This is a genomic window from Jeotgalicoccus marinus DSM 19772, from assembly GCF_000425825.1.
In the GTDB taxonomy this organism is placed as follows: domain Bacteria; phylum Bacillota; class Bacilli; order Staphylococcales; family Salinicoccaceae; genus Jeotgalicoccus; species Jeotgalicoccus marinus.
The window spans coordinates 40,599-64,966 of sequence record NZ_AUEE01000004.1 but is presented as its reverse complement, the minus strand read 5'-3'; the positions used below and the strand labels follow the sequence as shown (position 1 = coordinate 64,966).

The window sequence follows — 24,368 nt, the reverse complement described above, 5'->3', positions numbered from 1 at the left end:
ATACTATGCAAGATGTACAGAAGCTTTATGATGCTAGGGTAAGTGGAAATATGTTAACACCGGGGCAAGATATAGAAATCGACTCTGTTGAAGCGGCTTATGAAGTTCAGGATGAACTATTAAAGATGCAAGGTGATAGTGCTATAGGCTATAAAATTTCTATGACAAGTCCAGAAACGCAAAACCTGTTTGATAGTCATGAGCCAGTTTATGGACCCTTTACTACTAGACAGGTAATCAGGGAATTATCTTTAAAAGATTACAATGTGCCACTCGCAGAATTAGAACTTGTTTTTTATGTTAACGAAAACTTATCTGTTGATGATGATGCAACAAGTATTATAGAAAAATGTGATGTTGCCCCAGCCATAGAGATTCCTGATGGCCGTTATGATGATTGGTTTCCTAACATTTCAAAATACGAAGTTGTTGCAGATTGTGCAGTATCAGGTGCGATTGTAATCGGAGAAAGAAGGAAAGCGACTTATAATGAGCTGGATAAAATCCAAGGGCAACTGTATTTAGATAGTGAAGTTGTTAAAAGTGGAGATAGCTCAGAAGTCATGGATCACCCAGTTAATGCTATGCTGTGGCTAATTGAAAAACTAAATTCGCAAGGTAAAACTTTAAGGGCAGGTCAATTTGTCTCATCAGGAACGTTCATCTTACCTATTAAACTAGAGGTTGGAGAATACAAAGCAGAATTTGATGGCATAGGTACTGTAAACTTTAAAGTGAGTGAATAAATAATTGTAAAAAGCTCGGAGAAATTTTTCTCCGAGTTTTTTACACTAACGTTTACCAACCGCGATCTGACATGCGTTCTTCTAGCGAAAGACTATGCACATCAAGACCAGGCATTGCTGAACCGAGTTCTTTTGATAGTTCGCCAATCATTTTGTAATCATTGTAGTTTTCTACAGCTTGAACAATTGCTTTGGCATATTTTTCAGGGTGCTCTGATTTAAAGATACCTGAACCGACAAAGACACCATCTGCACCGAGTTCCATCATTAAAGCTGCATCTTGTGGTGTTGCTACGCCTCCAGCTGCGAAGTTTGTTATCGGTAATTTCCCTGATGCTTTAATTTGTTGTAACACATGATACGGTGCACCTAAGTCTTTTGATGCAGTCATCAGCTCATCATCATTCATACTTACAATTTGCTTAACCTGTTGATTCACTAATCTTAGGTGACGAACGGCTTCAACAATATTACCAGTACCTGGTTCACCTTTTGTTCTTAACATAGATGCCCCTTCGCCTATACGTCTCGCTGCTTCTCCTAAATCTTTACACCCACAAACAAATGGTGCCTTATACTGATCTTTTTTGAGATGAAACTCTTCATCTGCAGGCGTAAGCACTTCGGACTCGTCTATGTAATCGATACCCATTGCTTCTAATACCCTCGCTTCAACAATGTGTCCGATACGACATTTGGCCATTACAGGTATAGATACAGCATTAATGACTTCCTCAACAATTTTTGGGTCGCAAGCACGTGCAACGCCGCCTTCTGCTCTAATATCTGATGGCACACGCTCTAAAGCCATGACTGCAACAGCACCAGCCGCTTCAGCAATTTTTGCTTGCTCAGCATTGACGACATCCATGATGACGCCACCTTTTAATTTCTCTGCTAAGTTCATCTAAACAACCTCTTTTCTTTAAATTAATATCAGTTTAATCCATAATCTGATATTCTATAAGTATCAAATTAAAAGAAAAATTAGGGGTCAGATTATGTTTATCGACTTAAAAAAGAATAGCAAGGTAGCGCTTTACGAACAGTTATATACAGATATTAAAACTAAAATTTTAGATGGTCGCTTACATGCGAATGCTAAATTGCCGAGTAAACGTCAGTTGAGTCAAGATGTGTCGATTAGCATTACAACAGTGGAACGTGCATATAATCTACTGGTTGAAGAAAACTTAATCTCTTCTAAGGAAAAAAGTGGACATTACGTCGTGCCAACAGAAGCATTAAAAATACAGAGCAAACCACTCATATCAGTTAAAAAGCCAGTATTTAATAAAATGGAGTTTCCTCTAGGGGAGGTGGATACTTCCATTGTTCAAAATGATGTTATTAAACAATTGAGCAATGATGTATTTCAAGATCGGTCACTACTCAACAGTGGGGATAAGAGTGGAGAAGCAGAATTGAAATCAGCCATAAGAGAATACTTATATGTGAACAGGGGAGTACAGTGTACTGATGACCAGGTTTTCATAGGGCCTTCGACAGAATACTTACTTGAACAGGTGTTTTACCTGCTAGATTACCCTGCAGTCACGTTAGAAGACCCCTCATATCCTGTGGTTAAGAATGTCTTAACTCGGTTGAAAATATCATATAATACTGCAGGAGTTAATACAGATGGTATTGATCTGAAGGCGGTAAAAAAATACAATAATAAAATTGTTCACATTACACCATCTCATCAGTTTCCAAGTGGTGTCGTCATGTCTTTAAACAAGAGAATTCAACTACTAAATCTACTGAGTGATACTGAAAATTATGTAATTGAAGACGATTACGATAGCGAATTTCGATACACTGGCCGACCATTATCTTCCCTTCAAGGTTTAGACCAAAATAACAAGACCATTTATATCAATACATTCTCTAAATCAATTTACCCTTCCTTACGTATTGCTGTCATGGTCTTACCTCCCGAGCTCGCAGAGAAATACTATGACAAAGGTCTGTCTTGTAATGTATCTAGGCAGATGCAACATATTGTTGCGAAATTTATAGAAGGACAATATCTTGTTCGACATATTAATAGAGTAAGAAAATTCTACGGAAAAAAGATGGAAGTTATAATAGAATCCTTAAAGAATAAACATCCTGAAGTTGATTTAAGCGGCTATCATACAGGTATGCATTTTGTAGCAAAATTGAAAGGGGTGGATCTGCGACAATTAGCAAAAGAACATCTTATCATTTCCATGGCAGACTACACTGAAAATAGGGTCGGAACTGATACGGTACTTATCGGTGTTGGCTCAAAAGATGAAAAAGAAATCATCAATAAGCTCGATTATTTTTTTCAAGAAGCAAAAAAGAAGGTCAGAGCAAAAAACTAGCTCTGACCTTCGTCAATATATTATTTCACTGTGGAAGTAACTTCAAAAACCCATCCATGTTTGTCTTCTAGTTTGCGTGTTTGAATACCTGTTAAATTCTCATAAAGTTGTTGTGTAACTTCACCGATTTCGTTATTGTTCACACGGTAATCTTTCCCATGAATATTCATTATACCCACTGGAGAGACAACAGCTGCTGTGCCCGCTCCGAATACCTCTGTAATGGAACCATCGGTTAGACCTTTTTCAACATCATTGATATGAATGCGTTCTTCAACAACTTCATATCCTAAGTCACGAGCAAGCGTAATTAGAGAATTTCTAGTAATTCCAGGGAGGATTGAACCGTTTAATTCAGGTGTAACAAGTTGACCATCTCTAACGAAGAAAATGTTCATACTGCCTACTTCTTCAACGTATTCTTGATGCACACCATCTAACCAAAGCACTTGTTCATAACCAAGGTCGTTGGCTTTTTGCTGAGCGGTCAAACTCGCAGCATAGTTACCTGCAAACTTCGCTTCACCAACGCCACCACGTACGGCCCGTACATAATGATCCTCAACATAGATACTTGTCGGATTTAGCTGTGCGCCGTAATAACCTGCTACCGGGGAAAGTACAATAAGCATTTTATATGATTTCGCTGGACGGATTCCAAGGTAAGATTCATCTGCAAAAACAAAAGGGCGAATATATAGGGCTTGGTTTTCACCATCTGGTACCCAATCATGTTCGATTTTAAGTAATTCTCTAAGAGCACTTAGGGCAAATTCCTCATCTATTTTTGGCATCGACATGCGTTCTAAAGACCGATTTAATCGTTTAAAGTTTTCATCTGGACGGAACAAAGTTACTTCTCCGTCAACATTATATGCTTTTAAGCCTTCAAAAACTGTTTGTCCGTAATGAAGGGCTTGTGCACTAGGTGAGATTTCAAATGGTGCATATGGGACGATGCTTGCATTATGCCATCCCATCTCTGCAGTGTAGTCCATAATGAACATGTGATCGGTAAAATATGAGCCGAAAGGAATCCCAGCGACCTCAGGCTTTTCTTTTAAATTTTGTGATTTAATAATTTGTAATTGCTGTGTCATAATTGGGCCTCCTAAATAATATAAGTTAAATAATTTGAAAATTGTTCTCATTGTAACAAGGCTAGATTAAAAAGGCAATATATTATCAGATAATTTAGAATTAAAGATAAATTATATTAATCATACTAAAGTAATATGGTATATTTTTATATTAAATGTACAATGGAGTTATAAAGCTTTTTTTATTAGTAAAAGTTAGGGGAATTAATATGACGAAGCAAATTTTCGAGGCAGTTAATTTGAAAAATGGACAAACCTTCGAAAACCGTTTAGTTATGGCACCAATGACGACACAATGTTCATTTCATGATGGTTCAGTGACTGATGAACTGATTAAGTACTACGCAACTAGAGCAGATGGCCCTGCAGCTGTGATTGTAGAAAGTACTTTTATAGATAATTATGGACGTGCATTTGAAGGTGCTTTAGGTGCGGATTCTGATGATAAGATTCCAGGCTTAAGAAAACTTGCAAGTGCAATAAAGGAAAAAGGATCTAAGGCACTCATTCAGCTCTATCATGCAGGAAGAATGGGGAGTCCAGAACTCAATATGGGACGTCAGCCAATTTCTGCAAGTAATATCAAAGCGCTTAGAGATAATGCAGTAGAACCAAGAACTTTAGAAATTGATGAGATTGAAGCACAAATCGAATTATTTGCTGATGCGAGCCGTCGAGCAATGGAAGCTGGATTTGACGGTGTTGAGCTTCATGGTGCAAACACTTATCTCTTACAGCAATTTTTCTCACCTCACTCAAATAGAAGAGAAGATGAATGGGGAGGTAGTAGAGAAAGTCGTACGACATTTGCCGAACGTGTAGTTGAAAAAGTGAAAGAAACTGCCGAAGAATATGGTAAATCTGATTTTATAATTGGCTATCGTTTCTCACCTGAGGAACTAGAGGAACCAGGCATTAACTTTGACGACACTATGTATCTTTTGAATACTCTCGCCGAATATCCAATCGATTACTTCCACTTCAGTATTAATAACTGGCAAAGAACATCGATTATAGACACTGATGATGAAGAGCTTTTAATCGATAAATATCTTAGAGCAAGAAATAGCTCACTTAAGGCCATCCCTATTATGGGGGCAGGGGGTATTAAATCTAAGGAAGATGCACAAAATGCACTAAATTCAGGTTATGACTTAATGAGTGTCGGTAAGACTCATTTGATTAATCCAGATTTTGTGAACAAAGTGAAGAATGATGAACCGGTAAATTCTAAGCTTCTTGAGGGAGATAATGAAAAACTCTCAATACCGACACCTCTGTGGAATATACTCGGATTTTTAAAAGAAAAATAAGAAATTAACACAAACCTTTGTAAAAATTTACAAAGGTTTGTTTGTATTTGTGAGAATATATAGTAAAATCGTTTATTATAAGTTCCCTGGAAAGGGTTTTCTTATATAAAGATATACATAGTATGAAAGGGTGAAAATACTTGGCAGAACAAAAAGAAAAGAAGTCCTTTGCACAACGATTTTTAGATGTAATAGAGAAGCTGGGTAATAAGTTGCCAGATCCAATCGTACTTTTCATGATTATTGCTGGTTTAATTTTATTAGCATCTTGGATTGCGGGAATGTTTGGTCTATCTGCAAAGAATCCAACAGATGGAGAGACTATCGAGGCAGTTAACTTACTTTCAGGTGACGGTATTGTCATGATTATTACAGAGGCTATTAACAACTTTGGTGCTTTCCCACCGCTTGCTATGGTATTAGTTGTTATGATTGGTATCGGTTTAGCAGAGAAAACAGGTTATTTTGAAGCTTTAATGAAGCGTTCTCTAGAAATTACACCAAATGCTTTAATCATTCCAATGGTTATCTTAGTGGGTATTATTTCTAACGTAGCAGGTGATGCAGGACCAGTTATTCTTCCACCAATCGCAGCGATGATTTTCATTAGGCTTGGTTTGAATCCTATCGGTGGTATTTTTATGGCCTATGCTTCGACCAATGGTGCCTTCTCGGCAAACTTTTTATTAGGTATGACGGATGCACTTGCTGCCGGCTTTACAGAATCAGGTGCGAAATTGGTTGACTCAGAATATGTTGGTAATATCGCAATGAACTATTATTTCATTGCTGCATCTTCAATTATATTACTTGCAGTGATTTACGTAGTTGTTAAAAGAATCTCTATCCCACGTCTGGGTAAATATGATGGACCAGCTGTGGATGAGGAGCCAATTTCAAAAGAAGAAAAGAAAGCATTACTATGGGCAAACTTATCTGCCTTAGCATTTATCGTAATTATTATCGTTGCAACAGTGTTACCTAACGGATTACTAAGAAATCCCGAAACAGGTTCTATTTTACAAGAATCCCCACTAATGGATTCAGCGGTGTTCTTAATTACTATACTATTTTTTGTACCTGGTTTAGTTTACGGTTTCATGATGAAGAACTTAGATGGAACTAAAGGATTTGCTAAAATGTTAGGAGACTCTATGGCATCTATGGGGCAGTATATTGTCCTAGTGTTCTTTGCTGCGCAGATGTTAGCTTACTTTGAGTGGTCTAATCTTGGACCAATCATAGCAATTTATGGGTCAGACTTACTGACATCAATCAACATGACAGGTATTCCTCTATTCATAGGATTCATACTTATTGTGGCATTGATTAACTTACTCATTGGATCAGCGAGTGCAAAATGGGCAATCTTGGCGCCAGTCTTTGTGCCGATGTTCATGTATCTTGGTTATGATCCAGCCTTTACTCAAATGCTGTATAGAATTGGGGATTCAACAACGAACCCAATTGCACCAATGATGCCATTCTTACCATTAATCATCATGTATGCACAACGTTACCAAAAAGATATCAAGTTGGGTACAGTAATTGCCAACCTCTTGCCATACTCTATTGCACTTTTAATAGTATGGATAATCTTTATAATAATTTGGTATTTACTCGGAATACCAGTCGGACCAAACGGGCCAATTTACTTACCAGAATAAAACATTTAGAGGCTTTGATTTATACAAATCCTCTTCATTATATTAAGGAGAGATAATATGTTAGAAAATATGATTAAAGAAGTTGCTCCAAAAGTTATTGGGTGGAGAAGAGATATGCATCGCCATCCAGAGCTATCTTTTGAAGAGTATTGGACAAGTGATTATATTGAAAATGCTCTAAAAGAAATGGACGGTATTGAGATTCAAAGACCAACAAAAACGAGTGTCTTAGGTATTATTAAAGGGGACAAACCTGGACGTAAAGTTGGTTTACGTGCAGATATTGACGCACTCCCTATTCAAGAGAACCGTGATGATTTAGACTTCGTATCTGAAATCGATGGGAAAATGCATGCTTGTGGACATGACTCACATGCATCGATGCTTCTTGGCGCAGCAGAAGTCCTATCTAAAAATAAGGATAAAATTAGTGGAGAAATATATTTGATTTTCCAACATGCTGAAGAATTACCACCAGGTGGAGCCATTGAAATGGTAGAAACAGGATTGTTTGATGACCTGGATGTCGTCTTTGCTCAACACATAATGACAACTAAACCAATCGGTGAGATTCATATTAAATCTGGTGCGGTCACTGCAAATTCAGATACATTTGAACTGACTATTCAGGGGCAAGGTGGTCATGCTTCTCAACCAGAAGGTGCCATTGATCCTTTAGTAATCGGTTCGAGGATAGTGACTCAAATTCAAGATATTGTTTCACGTATGGCTGGCCCATTAGATAATCTAGTCATATCAATTACTAACTTTAATTCAGGTACAGGAGCGAAGAATGTCATTCCTCATACGGCAGAAATCAGTGGTAGTGTTCGTTCTTTAGATGCAGATATTAGAGAATTAGCTAAAGAGAAAATTGAAGCGATTGCTAAGGCGAATTGTGAAGTTTATGGTGCAGAATATGACTATAGATTTAACTACGGTTATTCAGCAGTATTAAATGATGAAAGTGAGACAGCGCGCGTGCGTACTATTTTAGATGAGACTTTTGGTCAAGATAGAGTGATCGAAAGTGAGAAAATGATGGGTGGGGAAGACTTCGGCGCCTTCACTGCTAACCTCCCAGGGGTATATATATTACTGGGCACATATAATGAAGAGAAAGATTATGTTTACCCACACCATCATCCTAAATTTGGAATTGACGAAGATGCCTTCATAGATGGCGTCCGTGCACATGTTAATGTTGCGCTTGGCTTAGGACTAAATAATTAATTATTCTAGAGACCAATTTAGGTCTCTAGTTTTATGACTTGACTAATACCCTATAGGGGTATATAGTATGGATATAAGATAAAACATTGAACTTAAGAAAGGAGTGGAAAAATGACAGAAGAAACGGTAAAACATATGTCAAGACCACGTCCAGAAGATGAAAAGGCAAAGATTATGAATCGACTCAAACGTATCGAAGGACAGGTTAGAGGCATTCAATCTATGGTTGAAGAAGATCGATATTGTATAGATATTTTAGTTCAAATTTCAGCAATTCAAAGTGCACTGAAAAACACAGGATTAACAATTACAGAACGTCATATGAAGCACTGTGTAACAGATGCAATCAATACAGGAGAAGGGGACGACTCAATTGAAGAATTGATGGCAGTCCTAAAACAATTTAGTAAGTAGAAAGGAGGAAAAGAATTGGCAGAAAAAGATGACTTAAATTTAAACATTACCGGCATGACCTGTGCAGCATGCTCAAATCGTATTGAAAAAGTGCTTAATAAGATGGATGATGTTGATGCGACAGTCAATTTAACAACTGAAAAAGCTTCTATTCAATACGATAAAGACAAAATTCAGCCAGAAGATATTACTAAAAAAATTAATGACCTTGGTTATGGTGTTCGATATGAGCAAGCAGAACTCGATATTACGGGTATGACTTGTGCAGCATGCTCAAGCCGAATTGAAAAAGTTCTGAACAAGACAAGTGGTGTAGAAAATGCTACAGTCAATTTAACGACGGAAAATGCAATGATTGAGTACAATCCTAATATGATTGACGAGAAAGGCTTAATCGATAAAATTGGTAATCTTGGTTATGAAGCAAGCCAAAAACGCTCAAACGAGGAAAAAGTTTCCCATAAAGACCAAGAGTTAAAAACAATGAAGTGGAAAGTAATTATTGCGGCGTTACTATCAGCTCCATTACTTGTCACGATGTTAGATCACCTATTTGGTGTTAACTTACCAGATATCTTTATGAATCCATGGTTCCAACTTGCCTTTGCCACACCGGTTCAGTTTATATTAGGTTGGCAATTCTACCGCGGGGCTTATAAGAATTTAAAAAACTTTACGGCTAATATGGACGTCCTTGTTGTAATGGGGACGACAGCTGCATATGGTTTCAGTCTTTACGAGACTTATTTATGGATGACAGATGCTGTCGAACACCCACATTTATATTTTGAAGCCAGCGCAATTATCATCACTTTGATTCTATTCGGTAAGTATTTAGAAACGAGGGCTAAATCACAAACGACAGGTGCCATTTCTAAATTACTAGACATGCAAGCAAAAGAAGCACGTGTATTAAGAGATGGTCAAGAAGAGATGGTTTCTGTAGATCAAGTTAAAGTGGATGATGTGTTAATTGTTAAACCAGGTGAAAAATTCCCTGTAGACGGAGAACTATTAAAAGGAAGAACCTCTGTTGATGAATCAATGCTAACAGGTGAATCGATTCCTATTGAAAAAGAAGCTGGGGACAGTATCATCGGTGCAACAATCAACCAAAATGGTAGTGTTCAAGTCAGGGTTACAAAAGTTGGGAAAGATACTGCCTTAGCAGGAATTATCAAAGTAGTTGAAGAAGCTCAAGGTAATAAGGCGCCAATTCAAAGAATGGCTGACGTTATTTCAGGTTATTTTGTACCAATCGTAATTGGTATTGCAATCGTGACCTTTATTGTGTGGTATTTCTTGGTACCATCAGGTGACCTAGAATCTGCACTTGTTGCAGCAATATCAGTACTTGTTATTGCTTGTCCATGTGCTTTAGGACTTGCAACACCGACTTCTATAATGGTAGGTACAGGTAAGGGTGCTGAAAACGGTATTCTTTATAAGGGTGGAGAGCACTTAGAGAAAACACACAAGGTGAATGTTGTTGTTCTAGACAAAACAGGTACTGTTACTAAAGGTAAACCTGAAGTTACAGATTTTACTGGAGATGATGAAACACTTCGTCTTCTAGCTTCAGCAGAAAAAGGGTCTGAACACCCATTAGCAACAGCAATTGTTGCCAATGCGACTGAAAAAGGACTGACTTTAAGTGATGTTGATCACTTTGAAGCAATTACCGGTCATGGTGTAACAGCGACTATTGAAGGTAAAGAAATTCTAGTAGGTACGCGTAAGTTAATGCAAGACTACCAAGTGAATATCGGTACTGCAGATAGTGATATTGAGCAGTATGAGCATGAAGGTAAGACAGCAATGCTTATTGCAATTGATGGCGTCTTTAAAGGTTCTATAGCAGTCCTTGACACTGTTAAAGACACAGCTAGAGAAGCTGTTAAAGAAATGCATGATCAAGGTTTAGAAGTCATCATGTTAACTGGAGATAACCAACGTACAGCAGAGGCAATTGCACGTGAAGTTGGTATTGATGATGTGATTGCGGAAGTCTTGCCTGACCAAAAAGCGGATAAGATTAGAAGTATCCAAGAATCAGGAAGAGTCGTTGCGATGGTTGGTGACGGTGTCAATGATGCACCGGCTTTAGCTTTAGCGGATGTTGGTATTGCCATGGGCACTGGTACTGAAGTTGCCATTGAAGCAGCGGATCTTACAATACTTGGTGATGATTTAACACTAATTCCAAGAGCGGTAAATCTGAGTCACGAAACAATTAAAAATATTAAACAGAACTTGTTCTGGGCATTTGCTTATAATACGCTTGGAATTCCAATTGCAGCCCTAGGTTTCTTAGCACCATGGGTAGCTGGAGCTGCGATGGCATTCAGTTCAGTAAGTGTGGTAACCAACTCATTACGTTTAAAACGTGTTAAAGTGTAAATACAATATATAATTAATAAAAATTTGGAGGATGAATATAATGGCTAAAACAACAATTGATGTAGTAGGAATGACTTGTGGACACTGTAAAGCTTCTGTAGAAGGTGCTTTGAATAATCTAGAAGGTGTATCTGAAGCTTCTGTAAGCCTAGAAGATAACAATGTTGAAGTAAACTACGATGATACAGTAACCGATCGAGCAAAAATGACAGAAGCAATAGAAAATCAAGGTTACGATATAAAATAAGTAACCGAAAGCCGAAATCCGTTATCGGATTTCGGTTTTTTTATACCTTATTATTCCAATCAAAAGCTCTATAATGGTAAGATAAGTATAATACATAACTTAAACAAGGGGGAACCACGATTGATATTTGTGGTTATTGCTTTGCTCTTAACGTCATTATTCTTCTCAGGAAGTGAAACAGCTTTAACAGCGGTTAATAAAATTAAATTGCAATCACAAGCAGCAGGGGGAAATAAAAAAGCAGAGAAACTCTATGAACTGGTAAATAAACCGAGTCAATTTATTACGACAATATTAATAGGTAATAATATAGCAAACTTAATCACACCGGTTTTGGTGACTTCAATGGCAATTCAGTACGGGTGGAGTGTCACACTTGCATCAGCTGTACTCACAATTACGATAATTATTTGTGCAGAAGTTATACCGAAATCTATTGCAGCAGCGTTTCCAGAACGCGTGTCATATACGGTGCGCCCAATTATTTCATTTTTGAATATCATTTTTTATCCATTGACTGTTATCTTAAATTCAATGACAGATTTTATAACGAAGATACTATCAAAGGGGTCAAAAAAAAGCTGGACAGTATCGCGTGATGAAATTGTGAATCTAGTTCAGATTGCAGATAGTGAAGGGGCACTTGCCTCGACCGAATCACAGAGGTTAAAAGGAATCTTAGATTTTAAGGAATTAAATGTTAAGGATGTTATGACAACACCAAGAACAGAAATGATGGCAATCCATAAAGATGAAAAGATGGAGGACGTCAGGGATACCGTTATAAATAACATGCATACCAGGTATCCTGTTTATGATGAAGACCTAGATGATATTGTGGGTGTTTTTCACTCTAAATATCTTTTGAAATGGTCTGTTACACCAGAAAAGTCACTTCTAGATTTTAGTGATACTAAACCTCTTACTATTAGAGAATTTCAAAATGTAGAAGATGTTTTAAGACGTATGAGTAGAGAACGTAGACATCTTGCGATTGTTCTAGATGAATACGGAGGAACTGAAGGTATTTTAACACATGAAGATATTATAGAAACCATGCTTGGTTTTGAAATAGAAGATGAAACGGATTTAAAAAATGATTCTGTTGTACGTGCCTTTAGTGACGATAAGATAATCTGTGATGGGAAGATTACTTTACACCGTCTAAATCAATTGTTCAATACAGCAATACCAGAAGAAGAGGATACCTTATCAGGATTCTTATTATCAGCGTTTGAAGATATTCCAAAAATGGGAGATAAGACATATCTCGATAATCTAGAATTTCAAGTTTTGAAGATGGAAGATCATATGATTCGTCTTGTTAAAATTATGAAGCATGATAGATCATTCAACGAAAATAATGAGGAAGAGAAATGAGTATACTTAGAAAATTAAAAATAACACCACTCATCCTAGGATTTACGATTGCTCTCGCTCGTTTTTTATGGAAAGAAGATAAGCATATTATTACGACGAAATATCAATATAAAAATAAAAATATACCCAGTGCTTTTGATGGATATAGAATTATTCAAGTTTCAGACTATCATAATGCTTTTTTTGGTCGAAGCGCAAGTAACCTCTTAAGAGCAATCAAAAAAGCTAATCCAGATGTAATTTTTATTACTGGTGATGTTATCGATAGACGGACACCTTTTTTAAAGCGTTCTAAGACCTTTATTGAGAAGGTTACCAATATTCAGGATGCATATTATGTAACGGGTAATCATGAAGCGGATTACACTAAGTTTCATAAGTTGTACGAGATTATTGGAAATTCTGATGTAGTGAATGTGACAAAGAAGGCTGTTGAACTTGAGCATAGGGGTGAAAAGATTAACCTCACTGGTGTGAGCGATGTTTGGTTCTTTGGTGATGAAGAGAATATTATGACCTATAGAAATTTTTCTAATGAAATTAAAAAAAATGTGAATAATTTACCACATAATTTTACAATATTACTCGCGCATCGTCCTGAGCTATTATCTATCTATAGCAAGAATCCTGTAGATCTAGTATTTTGTGGCCATGCACATGGAGGTCAGATTCGCCTACCAATAGTAAAGGGTTTATATGCGCCTCATCAGGGGGTTAATCCAAAATATACAGAAGGTTTATATGAAAAAGATGGCACCACAATGGTGGTCAGCCGAGGACTTGGCAACAGCCGCTTCCCTTTTAGGGTATTTAACCATCCTGAACTTGTTGTCGTAGAACTTAAAAAAGAGTATTAAAATACTGCCTAGGGATCTTGGTATTTCAAGAACCCTAGGCAGTTTTAATTAGTTATGCATAATCATATCGAGTTGATCGTCTTCAGTAAGTACTTCTGTTTTTACTAGGTATTGTTTCATCTTATCGAAGTCAACTTCTGCACCTATACCAGGCTTTTCTGATATTTTTACAACACCATTTTCTGCGACTACTTCCGGTGTGATGATGTCTTCATACCAATATCTTGAAGAGGACGCTGTGTCACCTGGAAGTACAAAGTTGCTGAGTGATGTAATTGCCACATTGTGAAGTCTACCAACACCCGCTTCTAACATACCGCCACACCATAGAGGAATATCATGTTTGGCCGCAAGGTCGTGAATTTTTAGTGATTGGGTTAAACCACCGACACGTCCTACTTTGACATTGATGATCTTACAGCTACCAAGCTCAATTGCTGCCTGGGCAGATTCAAATGAATCGATACTTTCATCTAAACATACTGGGGTCTTAATTTCTCTTTGTAATTTAGCGTGATCGATTAAGTCTCCAGCCATTAGAGGTTGTTCAATCATCATTAAGTTAAATTCATCTAGAGCCTTCAGCGTATCGATATCATCGAGTGTATAAGCAGAGTTAGCATCAACCATCAATGGGATATCAGGGTAGACTGTTCTTATGCTACGAACCATTTCTACATCACGGCCGGGTTTGATTTTAACTTTAATACGTTTATAACCTTCTTCAACTTTTTCACCGATTTTTTCAAGTAGGGCTTCATCTGTATCTTCTAAGCCTAAAGAAACGCCGACTTCTACAGTTTCTTTTTCTCCACCAAGTGCTTTAGCAAGTGTAATGCCTTGTTTCTTAGCGTATAAGTCCCAAACGGCACCTTCAATACATGCTTTAGCCATGTTGTTACGCTTGAATGGCTTATATATATCCCAAACTTCATCTGGATGTGAGATTTCTTTACCGATAACTAATGGGCCGAAATATTTCTTTAAGGCAATTAAAGTCGCGTCCATAAATTCTTCAGAGTAGAGCGGGTCTTCACCAGACACACATTCTCCAAAGCCACTTGTGTTGTCCTCATCAATGACTTCCACGATAGTAATAAAACGCTGTTGTTGTGTGCCAAAGGATGTTGTAAATGGGTTTTTCATATCCATCAATAGCTGATGTAGTTTAATTTCTTTTATTTTCATCTTATTTCCTCCGTGTAATCAATATATATGTATTATACACCATAAGCATAAACACTTCTTTCATTTCCCACCATTAATTTAAATTTTCTTACAATTATAACTGTGATATATTTATTAATAACAGATTTTAATTTTTGAAAGAGGGATTGCATGACAACGGCAAAAATCAATGAAATTTTCAATCATATTCACAACAATGCAGAGCTTAGCAACGAAGAATATAAAACGACGGATTATATATATGAATTTCTAAAAAATGAAGGTTTTGAACCGGTGAAGTTTAAGAATATTACTGGATTATACTGTGATATGGGGAATTGGAGTGGAGAATACCCTCTAATTGGTATGCGTGCCGATATTGATGCACTTTACCAAGAAGTGAATGGTAAACTTCAGGCGAATCACTCCTGTGGACATGATGCACACATCTCTATGGTGACTGGGGCAATGTTAAAACTAAAGGGTCATGATGCACTTAAAACACGTGGTGTAAGATTTGTTTTCCAACCAGCCGAAGAGCTAGGTACTGGTGCTTTAGATGTGCTAAAAGAAGGCGTTATTGATCCATTAGATTACATGTTTGGTATTCATTTACGACCTATTGAAGAGGCGACAGACGGGTTTATTTCACCAAGTATTGAACATGGATCTGCAGGATCATTTGAGTTTAAAATTAGTGGGCATGATGCACATGGTGCAAGACCGCACTTGAATTCTAATGCGATTGAAGTCGGTTCAGCTATTGTTGACATGCTCTCTAAAATACACATTAACCCGATGGTTCCGGCGAGTGCTAAGATGACTAAATTTATGGCGGGTTCAAAATCATTAAATATCATACCAGGTTCAGCTGAATGTGGAATTGACGTGCGTGCACAAACAAATGATGCAATGAAAGATTTAAAAGCGAATATTCATAACATTTTAAGAGTCGTTGAAGAATTATATGATGTGACTATTGAAGACTTGAAGGAATCTTCAATAGTTGCAAGTGAGAGCAATGAAGAGGCTATTGCTGTTTTCCGTTCAGCAATCATAGATACTGTTGGAGAAGAGTATTTACTAGAACCAATTGTAACAAGTGGTGGAGATGACTTCCATAACTATACAGTACAGTACCCAGAACTCAAAGGCGCAATGGTAGGTTTAGGCTGTGATTTACAACCAGGCCTTCACCATCCAGATATGATCTTTAATCATGAACGTATGGAAACAGGTGCGAATGTTTTATATCAAACGATTTTGAATGTACCTGAAAAATAAATGTGCAAAAATAAAGGACCAGTACTGGTCCTTTAAATGTTTCTATTCAGGTTTGGGTCATTTGGATGTTGTGGTTGTTTGTCATTTGAAGCGTTATCTTCAAAGTCTTCGTTATTCAATACACTGCCGTCATGTTCATCTCTTAGTTTTCTAGAATATAAGAAGAGGATGATAATAGCAGCAATACCTGCAGTAACAGCATTCAACAGGGCAAGTAAGACACCAATAATAGGTTGTTTAACATACGCTGTAAATATACCAATAAAGGCGATTGATTCCATTAGTAGATAAGTGATGACAATATCACCAATAGATAAGCCCATTAGATATAAGATGATACCAGCGATGGCAAATACTAGACCAATGTGCTTAGGTTGAAATGATCCTTTCTTGAGAATATTACCATCATAAGCTTGGCCACCGAGGTAGAAAGTACCAAATGGTATGAAGGCAAGCCAAGGTAAGTCATATCTTTTGATTTCAGCCACTCTGAAAAGGAAGTAACCTTGTAGCAACCATTTCAATAACCCTACTATAAATACGACGAGTAATAAAAAGATTCCAAGTGCTGCTGCTCCAAAGAAAAATGCTATAACTTCCCAGCCCATAGATACACATCCTTTAATAAGTTATGTTAATTGTACCATTAACAGTAATTCTCAAAAAATCATAAGCCTATTAAATAACCCGTATGTGAATTCACATACGGGTTATTAACTATCCTCTATATAACCTTCTATTTACACGTTCGGCATGACGATATGCATTGATCACACCGTAGAGCCATACGATTGGTAATGTAATAAAACCAATCAGAACATATAGAAGTAGACCGTTAATCATTTGTATCAATATGAGTAGGATACCTTTAAAGATTTGTCCGTTATATATCTGTCCGAGTCCTGTTACAAAGAAACTCAATACTGCTGCTAATCCAGCACTTTTCTCTCCTGGCATGGATTCAACTCCTTACTTAAAAAATACTAGTTTTTTATACCCTAGAATTGTCAATTTCAAACTTTCTATTGATCATCAATACTATCTTCGCGACCCTTTCCACCTGGCATTCTAAATGGCCAGAATGTGCCGCGTTTAAGCGTTGCGATCATTGCTGGAATAAGCAATGGTAAAACGACAAAGGCATAGAATAGTAGGGCGAATATAATGACGCTGGTTACCTGCACTAATATCGCGATACCTGAAGGATATAGGGCTGCGAAGGTACCAGTTAGGATGATAACTGCTGTGATGACTACGGTACCCATTCGGCGTACAGATAATTCAATCGCTTCACGAATTGAACTGTATCTCACTTCTTCTCTAAAGCGGTCGATAATGAAAATAGAGTAGTCAATACCGAGTGCGGCAAAGATGATTAGACTAAAGAATGGAACTGCCCAGTTTAATTGATCGATACCAAATAAGGACAAGAGCCACTGAGAAATGGTCATTGAACTGAAGTAGGTAATGAAGATGGAACTGATCATTACGACTGGCAGTACAAGTGATTTAAAGAGTACCGCTAAAATGACGAATAGAGTGACGATGAATAGTATGACAACATTTGTGTAGTCATCAGTTGTCACTGTGTCTAAATCTCTATTCATACTAGTGACACCTGAGTAATATGCAGTTGTTTCCTCGTTGTCTAGACGTTGCATTTCACTATCGACTGTTTCTTCAATATCATCAAGCACACCAATCGCTTCATTACTATAAGGATCGACATCTAGGATGACATTCATCTTAACTGCTTGTCCATCTGCGAATGAGTATTGGTCAATTGCTGATTGAAACTCTTCGTTTTCTATCATTTCGTTTGGAACGTTAATACCTGTACTATTTGTCGCTTCATTGTCATTAATGGCAGTCATAAGATCACCAACTTGGCTCACACCATTGTTGATTTCGTCTAGTCCTGTTGCCATCTCTGATAGTCCTGCGGCAAGTTCTGACATCTGTGTTTGAGATTGTTCAGTCATTGTTTGAATTTGTTGGTTTGCTTGAGTCATACCTTGTGATAGCTGATTTGCACCTTGTGAAAGTTGTGCGAGCTGTTGACTTGCACCGTTTACGTCTCCTGTGGCACTTAGGTATTGGCTGACACCATCAATACCAGTCGATAATTCTTGAACACCGCTTTCTAATTCGGATAGGTCTCCGCCACTCATATCAGCACTAGAGATTTGTTCATTAATTTCTGTAAGTCCGCTAGAAATTTCAGTTAAGCCATCTTGAATTTCAGTCAATCCATCATTGGCTTCATTGAGTTGGTAAGAGACTGACAACTCATCCATCTTATCTCCGACAGGTCGTGTAAGTGTCTGTACTTCTTTGACGCCGTCTAACTTAGTTACCGCATCAGATACAGATTCTACACGAGTGAGCCCGTCAGAAGTAATCAGATTTTCATCATTAGAAAAAATAACTTCTACAGGGAAGGTTGAACCTGCATCAAAACTATCGCTGATCGTATTAACCGCATGAACGGCTGAATATGAATCATCGAGTTCAGATAGAGAATCGTACTGAACCTCATCGTCATAGAAGTAAATTAATGCAATGAGAACAGCAACCACTGTAAATATGACACGCGTTGGGAATTTTAAGGACAACAAACCAAGTGGTGTCCAAATTTTACTTTCTCCTGAACCAGAAGTGTGTTTACTTGGCCAGAATATATACTTACCAATGAGAGACATTAAGATAGGTAATATCGTAAATAGTGATAATAATAGTGCTAAAATACCAACTGCTACCCCAACTGCTGAACGGTAGATTTCAAAGTTCGCAAAGTAAAGGACACCAAATAATATTGCACCTGAAATACCACTTATAAAGACTGTCTTACCTGCTGTCTTAAAGGTATTGATGACCGCTTGATTTTTGTCGTGATGTTCGAGCTCTTCTTTAAATCTATTGAGTAATAGGATGACGTAATCCGTACCTATACCGAATAGAATTACAATTAAGAAACTCTGTGTTTGAGGTGATACTGGGAAACCGAACCATTCTACAAACCATCCAACAAAGGATTGTCCGAGTAGGTAAGAAATACCGACTGCAATCAGTGGCACAAATGGTGTGACAATCGAGCGGAACATTACAAGTAAGACGACGATAATAATCATGACTGTAAAGATTTCAGTTGTCTGTACACCATTCATTGCATCTTCTTCGAGTGTTCTTTGAATCATCTCATTAGATGTAATGGACGTGTCTGCGTCTGTGGTATTCATGCCTTCAATTTCTTCGGCATTAGTGAGGATATTATTCGCATCACCAGTGTATTCCATTGGAATCATAATGACGCCAGTATCTTCGTTTACAAAGTTTTCCTGCATGTCTTCACTGAGTGTAAATGGATTGATCACATTTTCTGTATAATCTGCGTCTTCAATTTCTGAGATATAAGATTCAATATCTGCTTGATGAGACATTGGTGAGTCTTCAAACTCGAGAACTAAGGACATCATTTCTACATCTTGGCCGTGATCTTCTAAGTATTGTCTTGCTTGTTCGCTTGCGGCCGTACTCGGTAATTGAACATCACCTTTTTCAGCGGCAAGTTCAGTTAAGTTTGGCGATAACATGAAAGAAATAATCGCAAAAGCGAGCATTAATACAGTAATCGGCCATTTAAATTTAAGCACCTGCTTCATTAAATAATCCTCCGTCTATCTTAAAAATTTTTATGATGGTGTCTGCTGCTTCATTAAGAGCTTGGGTATCTTTCTGTGATAATGAGCCTAATTTCTGACATATAATCTTAGATAAATGTGTAAAGACCTCACTAATGATTTCTTGTGCTTTTTCTGTCAGACTAATAAGTTTTGAGCGCTTATCATTGTTTAGTGGATTTTTCTTCGAGTAAATCAATTTTTTTGTACTCAACTTTCTTAAAGCATGGGCAATGGAACTTTTATATACGCCTAGTTTTTCTGATAGTTCTGTTGGTGTTGCGGATTTGTGCATAAATAAATATTCAATGATTGCCATCTGTTCTTTAGAAATATGCATTTGTCTGACTGACTCTGTAACTTCAGAAAAAATGTGAGCATAACCAAAGCCGAAAATCTGAGTAAACTTTTCAATTGTCTCAGAATCTGCATTCAATGTAAGTGACCTCCAATCAAGCAAATTTATATTTAGAACAAAAGAAGTTTAACATGTTCAACTACTTAAGGCAAAAGTTATCGCTTGGTATGAATGAATATATTGAATCAGGGTATGGAAGACTATATAAATAAAGGAGTGATTATTAGGTTATGTTTGAATATCTATCTTTGTATAGAAGAAATGCAAAAGGGCAACACGGTAAAGTATTAGGCTTTACAATTTTACAGATGATACTTTGTATCATACTACCTTCAATCTTGATGTTTGCTTTAATGTTTGCACCTGCGCTTTTATCATTTACTAATACCGATGACTCGACAATAGGCGTCGCCTTCATTGTCTGGGGACTAGTCATTTCGTTGGTTTTTGTATTAGCTTGTATCTTCTTAATTTTTCCAATGTATGTCGGTATTCTTAGATACTTTGCAAGTGCGTATACAGGTAAACCATTTAGTTTTGGTGAAGCATATAAAGTTTTCAAGAAAGGAAACTACTCAAAACTTATTAAGATTGCTTTACTCGTTTTTCTCCTGTACGTTGCCTTGTCTATAGTGATTGGTATATTAATAAATATGCTGTTTGTTATTGCAATTACGCCACTTGCTGGCGCAGGATTTGTGACTGAAACAACACAGCTCCAAGAATTGTCTGTACCAATGATAATCTTATCGGTAGCTCTAGCTCTTATCGTTACGATTGTTGCTTACATTCCATATATCATCATGTTTATTTATTTCGCAGTGGTATTTATGGTCTACATTGATGAGCCTTTAATTCCAACTATGGATAAGCTAAAAATAGCGTGGGACATCTTATTCAAATCAAGCGCGAGTATGGTGAAGTTATTCTTTAGTAACTTAATCTTGTATATTGTGATGATGATTGTAATGTTCGCTGTCATTTTCGGTCTTGCATTCTTAGTCAGCTTCACCGCTGTACAAACGGACATGCCTGGCTTGTCAGCAATATTAGGATTTGTTGTACTCTTAATCACGTTTGTGATTGGTGTGTATGTCTCTTACCTGATTTTAGGATCAATCGTTGCATATTATTTTGTAGGAAGAGAATCATTGGATGAGATTAATCATCAAGAGAAACGTGAACCGGATCACCAAATTGAAAACGATAATGATTTATAGTAAAAAACTTAGCGGTGAACAGCTCAAGCTGTTTGCCGCTATTTTTATTGAAGTGTAATTGTTGCTAATTTAGTGTTCAGTTGTAAAATTAAGATAAAATACAAAAAGAATGAGGTGAGTCAATGTCCAATGTAGCAAAAGGGATATTGCTAACAGGTGCAACATACGTAATCTGGGGTGTACTTCCAATTTACTGGAGGCAAATTGAATCTGTCTCACCATTAGAGATTATAGCCCATAGAATATTTTGGTCTTTTATTTTTATGATTTTTTATATCAAACTAACTGGGCGATGGGAATATTTAAAAACCAATCTTACATACATATTCAGTGATAAGAAAAAAGCGTTAAGTATCATAGCAGCTTCGATTATTATAAGCTTAAACTGGTTGACCTATATTTTAGCTGTGAACCAAGGTTATATACTAGAGGCAAGTTTAGGTTACTATATCAATCCGTTTGTCAGTATTTTATTTGCCTTTTTTATTTTGAAAGAAAAATTCTCTAAGGGCGAATGGCTAGCAATATTCATAGTTTTGATTGGTGTAGTGTACATGACGCTTGGCGTGGGGAGAATACCATTACTCGCTTTCACTCTAGCAGTAACATTTGGGGTATATGGATTGATTAAAAAGACGATTAACTTAGACGCGACGTACGCACTTGCTGTTGAGACGGCAGTACTCGCTCCCATAGCTTTAATATATATCATCTATTTGAATGTTACGGGTATGAATACCTTGGAATTTGGTGTGAACGCTGAGACAGCCTTCACTGTAGGAACAGGTGTTGTTACAGCAATTCCACTATTAATGTTTGCGATTGGTGCAGTGTACATTCCTTTGTCTTTAATAGGTTTACTACAATATATAGGACCAACCCTAACACTGTTAATTGGCATATTTATATATGGTGAATCATTCACCGACACCCATAAAATTTCTTATACTTTCATTTGGTCCGGCCTAATATTGTACACAATAATAAGGTTTAAAAATTCTAGACCAAGACGTCCGAAGAAGACCGTCAAACTTACAGAGTCTTAGCTTATTGTTAGATATAATGAGAAGTCCGTGGTACTATTTAGAAAGATTTTAGTGTAAGGGGAATGAGTCATGTATTATTTTAAAAATTTTGGCTTATTGTTAATCGTCACGGGTTTTTTAGCAGCCTGTCAGGCAACTGATTCACAAGCTGTAGATGACTCAGAAAACGAAAGAACTGTCGATACCAACAAGACTAAAGTCTCAGAAGATAATAATTCCACAGAAGAATCTGAAGAGCAAACCAGTGAAAATAAAAATAATTCTACTGAAGAAGACAACATAGAACAGGCGAAAGTTGAAGATGAACAGCTCGCCAAAATAATCGATAAGTCAACAGAAATCGAAAGCTATAAAGCAGAATTAAACCTAGAGGCTTCATTAGATGAGATGGAGGAAGAATCTCTTAATGCAGAAGCTGACGTCATAAATGGAGACCCACCTCAATTACGGCTAAGAAGTGCAGGCGAAGATCGCACTTTATCGAGAGATGGGCAAACTTATTTCTACAATGGTCAAGATTGGATTAATGTATCAGATTCGGTCGATGTTAATTTATTATACAGTGTCACTTATGATCAAGCGGTTCATTCTTTAGAAACCTTGTTTGGTTACATGACCACAGAGGAGACCGATGATAAGATTATTTATAAGTACCATGGAAATGATGAGGAAGTTTATAGAAATCTAGAGTCATTGGTGCAAGTTAATTTTGGACAAATGACTGTAGAAACAGTGGAATCCTCAATCGAATTTGTTGTAGATGAAGAGAGAATGTTGATAGAGAAGATTAATTTTGATGTCGAAGGTAAAGATACAGGTGGCACGTTCTCATTAAATGGTGATACTACCTTTGATAACTTTAATAATATTGATCAAATCGAACTCCCTAATGAGTAATGAAAAAACCGTTCCTTTAATTTTAAAGGAACGGTTTTTTATGTTCTAATTACTAAATTTTAGAGTGGGTGTAGGCGCATTTCAATGAAGTCTCTATCATCCTCTAAAAATGGAGGGACTGCGAGTTTTTCTCCTAATGTTTCTAGTGGCTCATCGACTGTAAACCCTGGACCATCTGTAGAAATTTCAACGGTAATATTGCCTGGTGCATTAATATATAGTGCCTTGAAGTAATGTCGATTCACAACGCCAGAAGACAGCCACTTATCTGCTTTAATCTTTTTATAGATTTCTTCTAAATCAGCTTCATCTTTCACTCTCAGTGAGAAGTGATGAACACTACCATAGCCTTCTTTTTCAACATTTGTCGTTCTAGATTCGAAGATAAACACCGCATCATCACCAAAGTCAACTCGAGCTTCTGTATCTTGGTCAATGTCCCCATCGTATTTACCGCCTAGCAATGTAAGAAACTCAACCATAGGTTTTAAATATTGAACGGTGAGTTCAACACCGTAAACGCCTCTAATGGCGTAGGCTTCAGGAATATCGTTATCTGTATGAGGGACTGCCTTATTCTCATTATCGTCAACGACTAGGGCAAAGCGTTGACTTTCCTCATCAGAAAATTTCATCAATGTTTCGCCGAAATAATCGATGATACCTTCGTGATAAACGCCTTTTTCATCGAAACGGTCACGGAAGTATTGTAAGGCTTCTTTTGACGGAACACGTAAGATTGTACGTGAGATAGAGTTAGTTCCTGGTGTGTACTTAGGGGCAAGACCGATTTCAAAAAAAGTCACATCTGTCCCTGGTGTCCCTTTGTAGTCACTATAAAATAAGTGATACATACTTGGGTCATCTTGGTTAACAGTCTTTTTAACGAGACGATGACCTAATATTTTAGTGAAAAAATCATGATTTTCAATGATATTCTTAGTAATTGCGGAAACATGGTGTATACCAAATGCAGGCATAATGCATCCTCCTTTAATCTCTTTG

Annotated in this window: 22 protein-coding genes; 14 read left to right on the top strand and 8 right to left on the bottom strand. The window is 37.1% G+C overall.

Annotated features, from left to right (window positions below; translation table 11 throughout):
- Positions 1 to 5: 5 nt before the first annotated feature.
- Entirely contained in the window at positions 6 to 746 is a 741-nt protein-coding gene (locus tag H624_RS0101755) for a 2-keto-4-pentenoate hydratase (RefSeq protein ID WP_026866051.1), read from the top strand.
- Between the two features lie 52 nt (positions 747 to 798).
- Here H624_RS0101755 and pdxS read toward each other — a convergent pair whose 3' ends face one another.
- Complete coding sequence (gene pdxS, locus H624_RS0101750) at positions 799 to 1,653, bottom strand: pyridoxal 5'-phosphate synthase lyase subunit PdxS (protein ID WP_026866050.1); 855 nt, start codon at positions 1,651 to 1,653, stop codon at positions 799 to 801.
- Positions 1,654 to 1,747: 94 nt separating this feature from the next.
- On the opposite strand from pdxS, the gene pdxR reads away from it, so the two are divergent.
- A complete protein-coding gene (gene pdxR, locus H624_RS0101745) occupies positions 1,748 to 3,100 on the top strand; it encodes a MocR-like pyridoxine biosynthesis transcription factor PdxR (RefSeq protein ID WP_026866049.1) in 1,353 nt (450 codons plus the stop codon).
- Positions 3,101 to 3,120: 20 nt separating this feature from the next.
- Here pdxR and H624_RS0101740 read toward each other — a convergent pair whose 3' ends face one another.
- A complete protein-coding gene (locus H624_RS0101740) occupies positions 3,121 to 4,200 on the bottom strand; it encodes a branched-chain amino acid aminotransferase (RefSeq protein WP_026866048.1) in 1,080 nt (359 codons plus the stop codon).
- 209 nt (positions 4,201 to 4,409) lie between these two features.
- Here H624_RS0101740 and H624_RS0101735 point away from each other — a divergent pair, with 209 nt between their 5' ends.
- The 8 genes from H624_RS0101735 (at position 4,410) to H624_RS0101700 (ending at position 13,711) form a co-directional block, all read left to right on the top strand.
- A complete protein-coding gene (locus H624_RS0101735) occupies positions 4,410 to 5,513 on the top strand; it encodes an NADH-dependent flavin oxidoreductase (RefSeq protein WP_026866047.1) in 1,104 nt (367 codons plus the stop codon).
- A 140-nt stretch (positions 5,514 to 5,653) separates the two neighbouring features.
- Positions 5,654 to 7,180, top strand: coding sequence for an AbgT family transporter (locus H624_RS0101730; RefSeq protein WP_026866046.1), 1,527 nt, complete (start codon positions 5,654 to 5,656; stop codon positions 7,178 to 7,180).
- 57 nt (positions 7,181 to 7,237) lie between these two features.
- Positions 7,238 to 8,413, top strand: coding sequence for a M20 metallopeptidase family protein (locus H624_RS0101725; protein ID WP_035855639.1), 1,176 nt, complete (start codon positions 7,238 to 7,240; stop codon positions 8,411 to 8,413).
- A gap of 111 nt (positions 8,414 to 8,524) precedes the next feature.
- On the top strand, positions 8,525 to 8,827 hold the full coding sequence (locus tag H624_RS0101720) for a metal-sensing transcriptional repressor (RefSeq protein WP_026866044.1): 303 nt from the start codon (positions 8,525 to 8,527) through the stop codon (positions 8,825 to 8,827).
- A gap of 15 nt (positions 8,828 to 8,842) precedes the next feature.
- Complete coding sequence (locus H624_RS0101715; protein WP_026866043.1) at positions 8,843 to 11,227, top strand: heavy metal translocating P-type ATPase; 2,385 nt, start codon at positions 8,843 to 8,845, stop codon at positions 11,225 to 11,227.
- Between the two features lie 40 nt (positions 11,228 to 11,267).
- The gene (gene copZ, locus H624_RS0101710) at positions 11,268 to 11,474 is read left to right on the top strand and encodes a copper chaperone CopZ (RefSeq protein ID WP_035855628.1); all 207 of its coding nucleotides are present in this window, start codon (positions 11,268 to 11,270) and stop codon (positions 11,472 to 11,474) included.
- Positions 11,475 to 11,603: 129 nt separating this feature from the next.
- A complete protein-coding gene (locus H624_RS0101705) occupies positions 11,604 to 12,854 on the top strand; it encodes a hemolysin family protein (RefSeq protein WP_342664962.1) in 1,251 nt (416 codons plus the stop codon).
- On the top strand, positions 12,851 to 13,711 hold the full coding sequence (locus tag H624_RS0101700) for a metallophosphoesterase (RefSeq protein ID WP_035855619.1): 861 nt from the start codon (positions 12,851 to 12,853) through the stop codon (positions 13,709 to 13,711). Before H624_RS0101705 ends, H624_RS0101700 begins: the two co-directional genes overlap by 4 nt.
- A 48-nt stretch (positions 13,712 to 13,759) precedes the next feature.
- Here H624_RS0101700 and menC read toward each other — a convergent pair whose 3' ends face one another.
- A complete protein-coding gene (gene menC / locus H624_RS11460; protein WP_035855618.1) occupies positions 13,760 to 14,899 on the bottom strand; it encodes an o-succinylbenzoate synthase in 1,140 nt (379 codons plus the stop codon).
- A 150-nt stretch (positions 14,900 to 15,049) separates the two neighbouring features.
- Between menC and H624_RS0101690 the strand changes: the two genes are divergently transcribed.
- On the top strand, positions 15,050 to 16,162 hold the full coding sequence (locus tag H624_RS0101690) for an amidohydrolase (protein WP_026866039.1): 1,113 nt from the start codon (positions 15,050 to 15,052) through the stop codon (positions 16,160 to 16,162).
- Positions 16,163 to 16,194: 32 nt separating this feature from the next.
- Here H624_RS0101690 and H624_RS11455 read toward each other — a convergent pair whose 3' ends face one another.
- The 4 genes from H624_RS11455 to H624_RS0101670 all read right to left on the bottom strand — a co-directional run bounded on the left by H624_RS11455 (position 16,195) and on the right by H624_RS0101670 (position 20,278).
- Positions 16,195 to 16,770 (bottom strand): hypothetical protein, encoded by a 576-nt coding sequence (locus tag H624_RS11455; RefSeq protein ID WP_051220442.1) that lies wholly within the window; start codon positions 16,768 to 16,770, stop codon positions 16,195 to 16,197.
- Between the two features lie 109 nt (positions 16,771 to 16,879).
- Positions 16,880 to 17,119 carry a hypothetical protein gene (locus H624_RS0101680; protein WP_026866038.1) on the bottom strand — a complete coding sequence of 80 codons (240 nt, stop codon included), beginning with the start codon at positions 17,117 to 17,119 and terminating at the stop codon, positions 16,880 to 16,882.
- Positions 17,120 to 17,184: 65 nt separating this feature from the next.
- Entirely contained in the window at positions 17,185 to 19,824 is a 2,640-nt protein-coding gene (locus H624_RS0101675) for an MMPL family transporter (RefSeq protein WP_026866037.1), read from the bottom strand.
- Entirely contained in the window at positions 19,808 to 20,278 is a 471-nt protein-coding gene (locus H624_RS0101670; RefSeq protein ID WP_051220441.1) for a MarR family winged helix-turn-helix transcriptional regulator, read from the bottom strand. Before H624_RS0101670 ends, H624_RS0101675 begins: the two co-directional genes overlap by 17 nt.
- A gap of 152 nt (positions 20,279 to 20,430) precedes the next feature.
- Here H624_RS0101670 and H624_RS0101665 point away from each other — a divergent pair, with 152 nt between their 5' ends.
- From H624_RS0101665 to H624_RS0101655, 3 genes are all read left to right on the top strand, one after another.
- Entirely contained in the window at positions 20,431 to 21,420 is a 990-nt protein-coding gene (locus tag H624_RS0101665; RefSeq protein WP_026866035.1) for a hypothetical protein, read from the top strand.
- 122 nt (positions 21,421 to 21,542) lie between these two features.
- Positions 21,543 to 22,466 carry an EamA family transporter RarD gene (rarD, locus tag H624_RS0101660; RefSeq protein WP_026866034.1) on the top strand — a complete coding sequence of 308 codons (924 nt, stop codon included), beginning with the start codon at positions 21,543 to 21,545 and terminating at the stop codon, positions 22,464 to 22,466.
- A 69-nt stretch (positions 22,467 to 22,535) separates the two neighbouring features.
- The gene (locus tag H624_RS0101655) at positions 22,536 to 23,363 is read left to right on the top strand and encodes a hypothetical protein (RefSeq protein ID WP_026866033.1); all 828 of its coding nucleotides are present in this window, start codon (positions 22,536 to 22,538) and stop codon (positions 23,361 to 23,363) included.
- A 59-nt stretch (positions 23,364 to 23,422) separates the two neighbouring features.
- Here the strand turns inward: H624_RS0101655 and H624_RS0101650 are convergent, their stop codons facing one another.
- Positions 23,423 to 24,343 (bottom strand): VOC family protein, encoded by a 921-nt coding sequence (locus tag H624_RS0101650; protein WP_026866032.1) that lies wholly within the window; start codon positions 24,341 to 24,343, stop codon positions 23,423 to 23,425.
- Between the last annotated feature and the right edge of the window lie 25 nt (positions 24,344 to 24,368).

Bases quoted from the DNA above. Each gene is read 5' to 3' on its own strand.
- H624_RS0101755 (WP_026866051.1), top strand. From the start codon at position 6: ATGCAAGATGTACAGAAGCTTTATGATGCTAGGGTAAGTGGAAATATG.
- pdxS (WP_026866050.1), bottom strand. From the start codon at position 1,653: ATGAACTTAGCAGAGAAATTAAAAGGTGGCGTCATCATGGATGTCGTC.
- pdxR (WP_026866049.1), top strand. From the start codon at position 1,748: ATGTTTATCGACTTAAAAAAGAATAGCAAGGTAGCGCTTTACGAACAG.
- H624_RS0101740 (WP_026866048.1), bottom strand. From the start codon at position 4,200: ATGACACAGCAATTACAAATTATTAAATCACAAAATTTAAAAGAAAAG.
- H624_RS0101735 (WP_026866047.1), top strand. From the start codon at position 4,410: ATGACGAAGCAAATTTTCGAGGCAGTTAATTTGAAAAATGGACAAACC.
- H624_RS0101725 (WP_035855639.1), top strand. From the start codon at position 7,238: ATGTTAGAAAATATGATTAAAGAAGTTGCTCCAAAAGTTATTGGGTGG.
- H624_RS0101720 (WP_026866044.1), top strand. From the start codon at position 8,525: ATGACAGAAGAAACGGTAAAACATATGTCAAGACCACGTCCAGAAGAT.
- copZ (WP_035855628.1), top strand. From the start codon at position 11,268: ATGGCTAAAACAACAATTGATGTAGTAGGAATGACTTGTGGACACTGT.
- H624_RS0101700 (WP_035855619.1), top strand. From the start codon at position 12,851: ATGAGTATACTTAGAAAATTAAAAATAACACCACTCATCCTAGGATTT.
- menC (WP_035855618.1), bottom strand. From the start codon at position 14,899: ATGAAAATAAAAGAAATTAAACTACATCAGCTATTGATGGATATGAAA.
- H624_RS0101690 (WP_026866039.1), top strand. From the start codon at position 15,050: ATGACAACGGCAAAAATCAATGAAATTTTCAATCATATTCACAACAAT.
- H624_RS11455 (WP_051220442.1), bottom strand. From the start codon at position 16,770: ATGGGCTGGGAAGTTATAGCATTTTTCTTTGGAGCAGCAGCACTTGGA.
- H624_RS0101680 (WP_026866038.1), bottom strand. From the start codon at position 17,119: ATGCCAGGAGAGAAAAGTGCTGGATTAGCAGCAGTATTGAGTTTCTTT.
- H624_RS0101675 (WP_026866037.1), bottom strand. From the start codon at position 19,824: ATGAAGCAGGTGCTTAAATTTAAATGGCCGATTACTGTATTAATGCTC.
- H624_RS0101665 (WP_026866035.1), top strand. From the start codon at position 20,431: ATGTTTGAATATCTATCTTTGTATAGAAGAAATGCAAAAGGGCAACAC.
- rarD (WP_026866034.1), top strand. From the start codon at position 21,543: ATGTCCAATGTAGCAAAAGGGATATTGCTAACAGGTGCAACATACGTA.
- H624_RS0101655 (WP_026866033.1), top strand. From the start codon at position 22,536: ATGTATTATTTTAAAAATTTTGGCTTATTGTTAATCGTCACGGGTTTT.
- H624_RS0101650 (WP_026866032.1), bottom strand. From the start codon at position 24,343: ATGCCTGCATTTGGTATACACCATGTTTCCGCAATTACTAAGAATATC.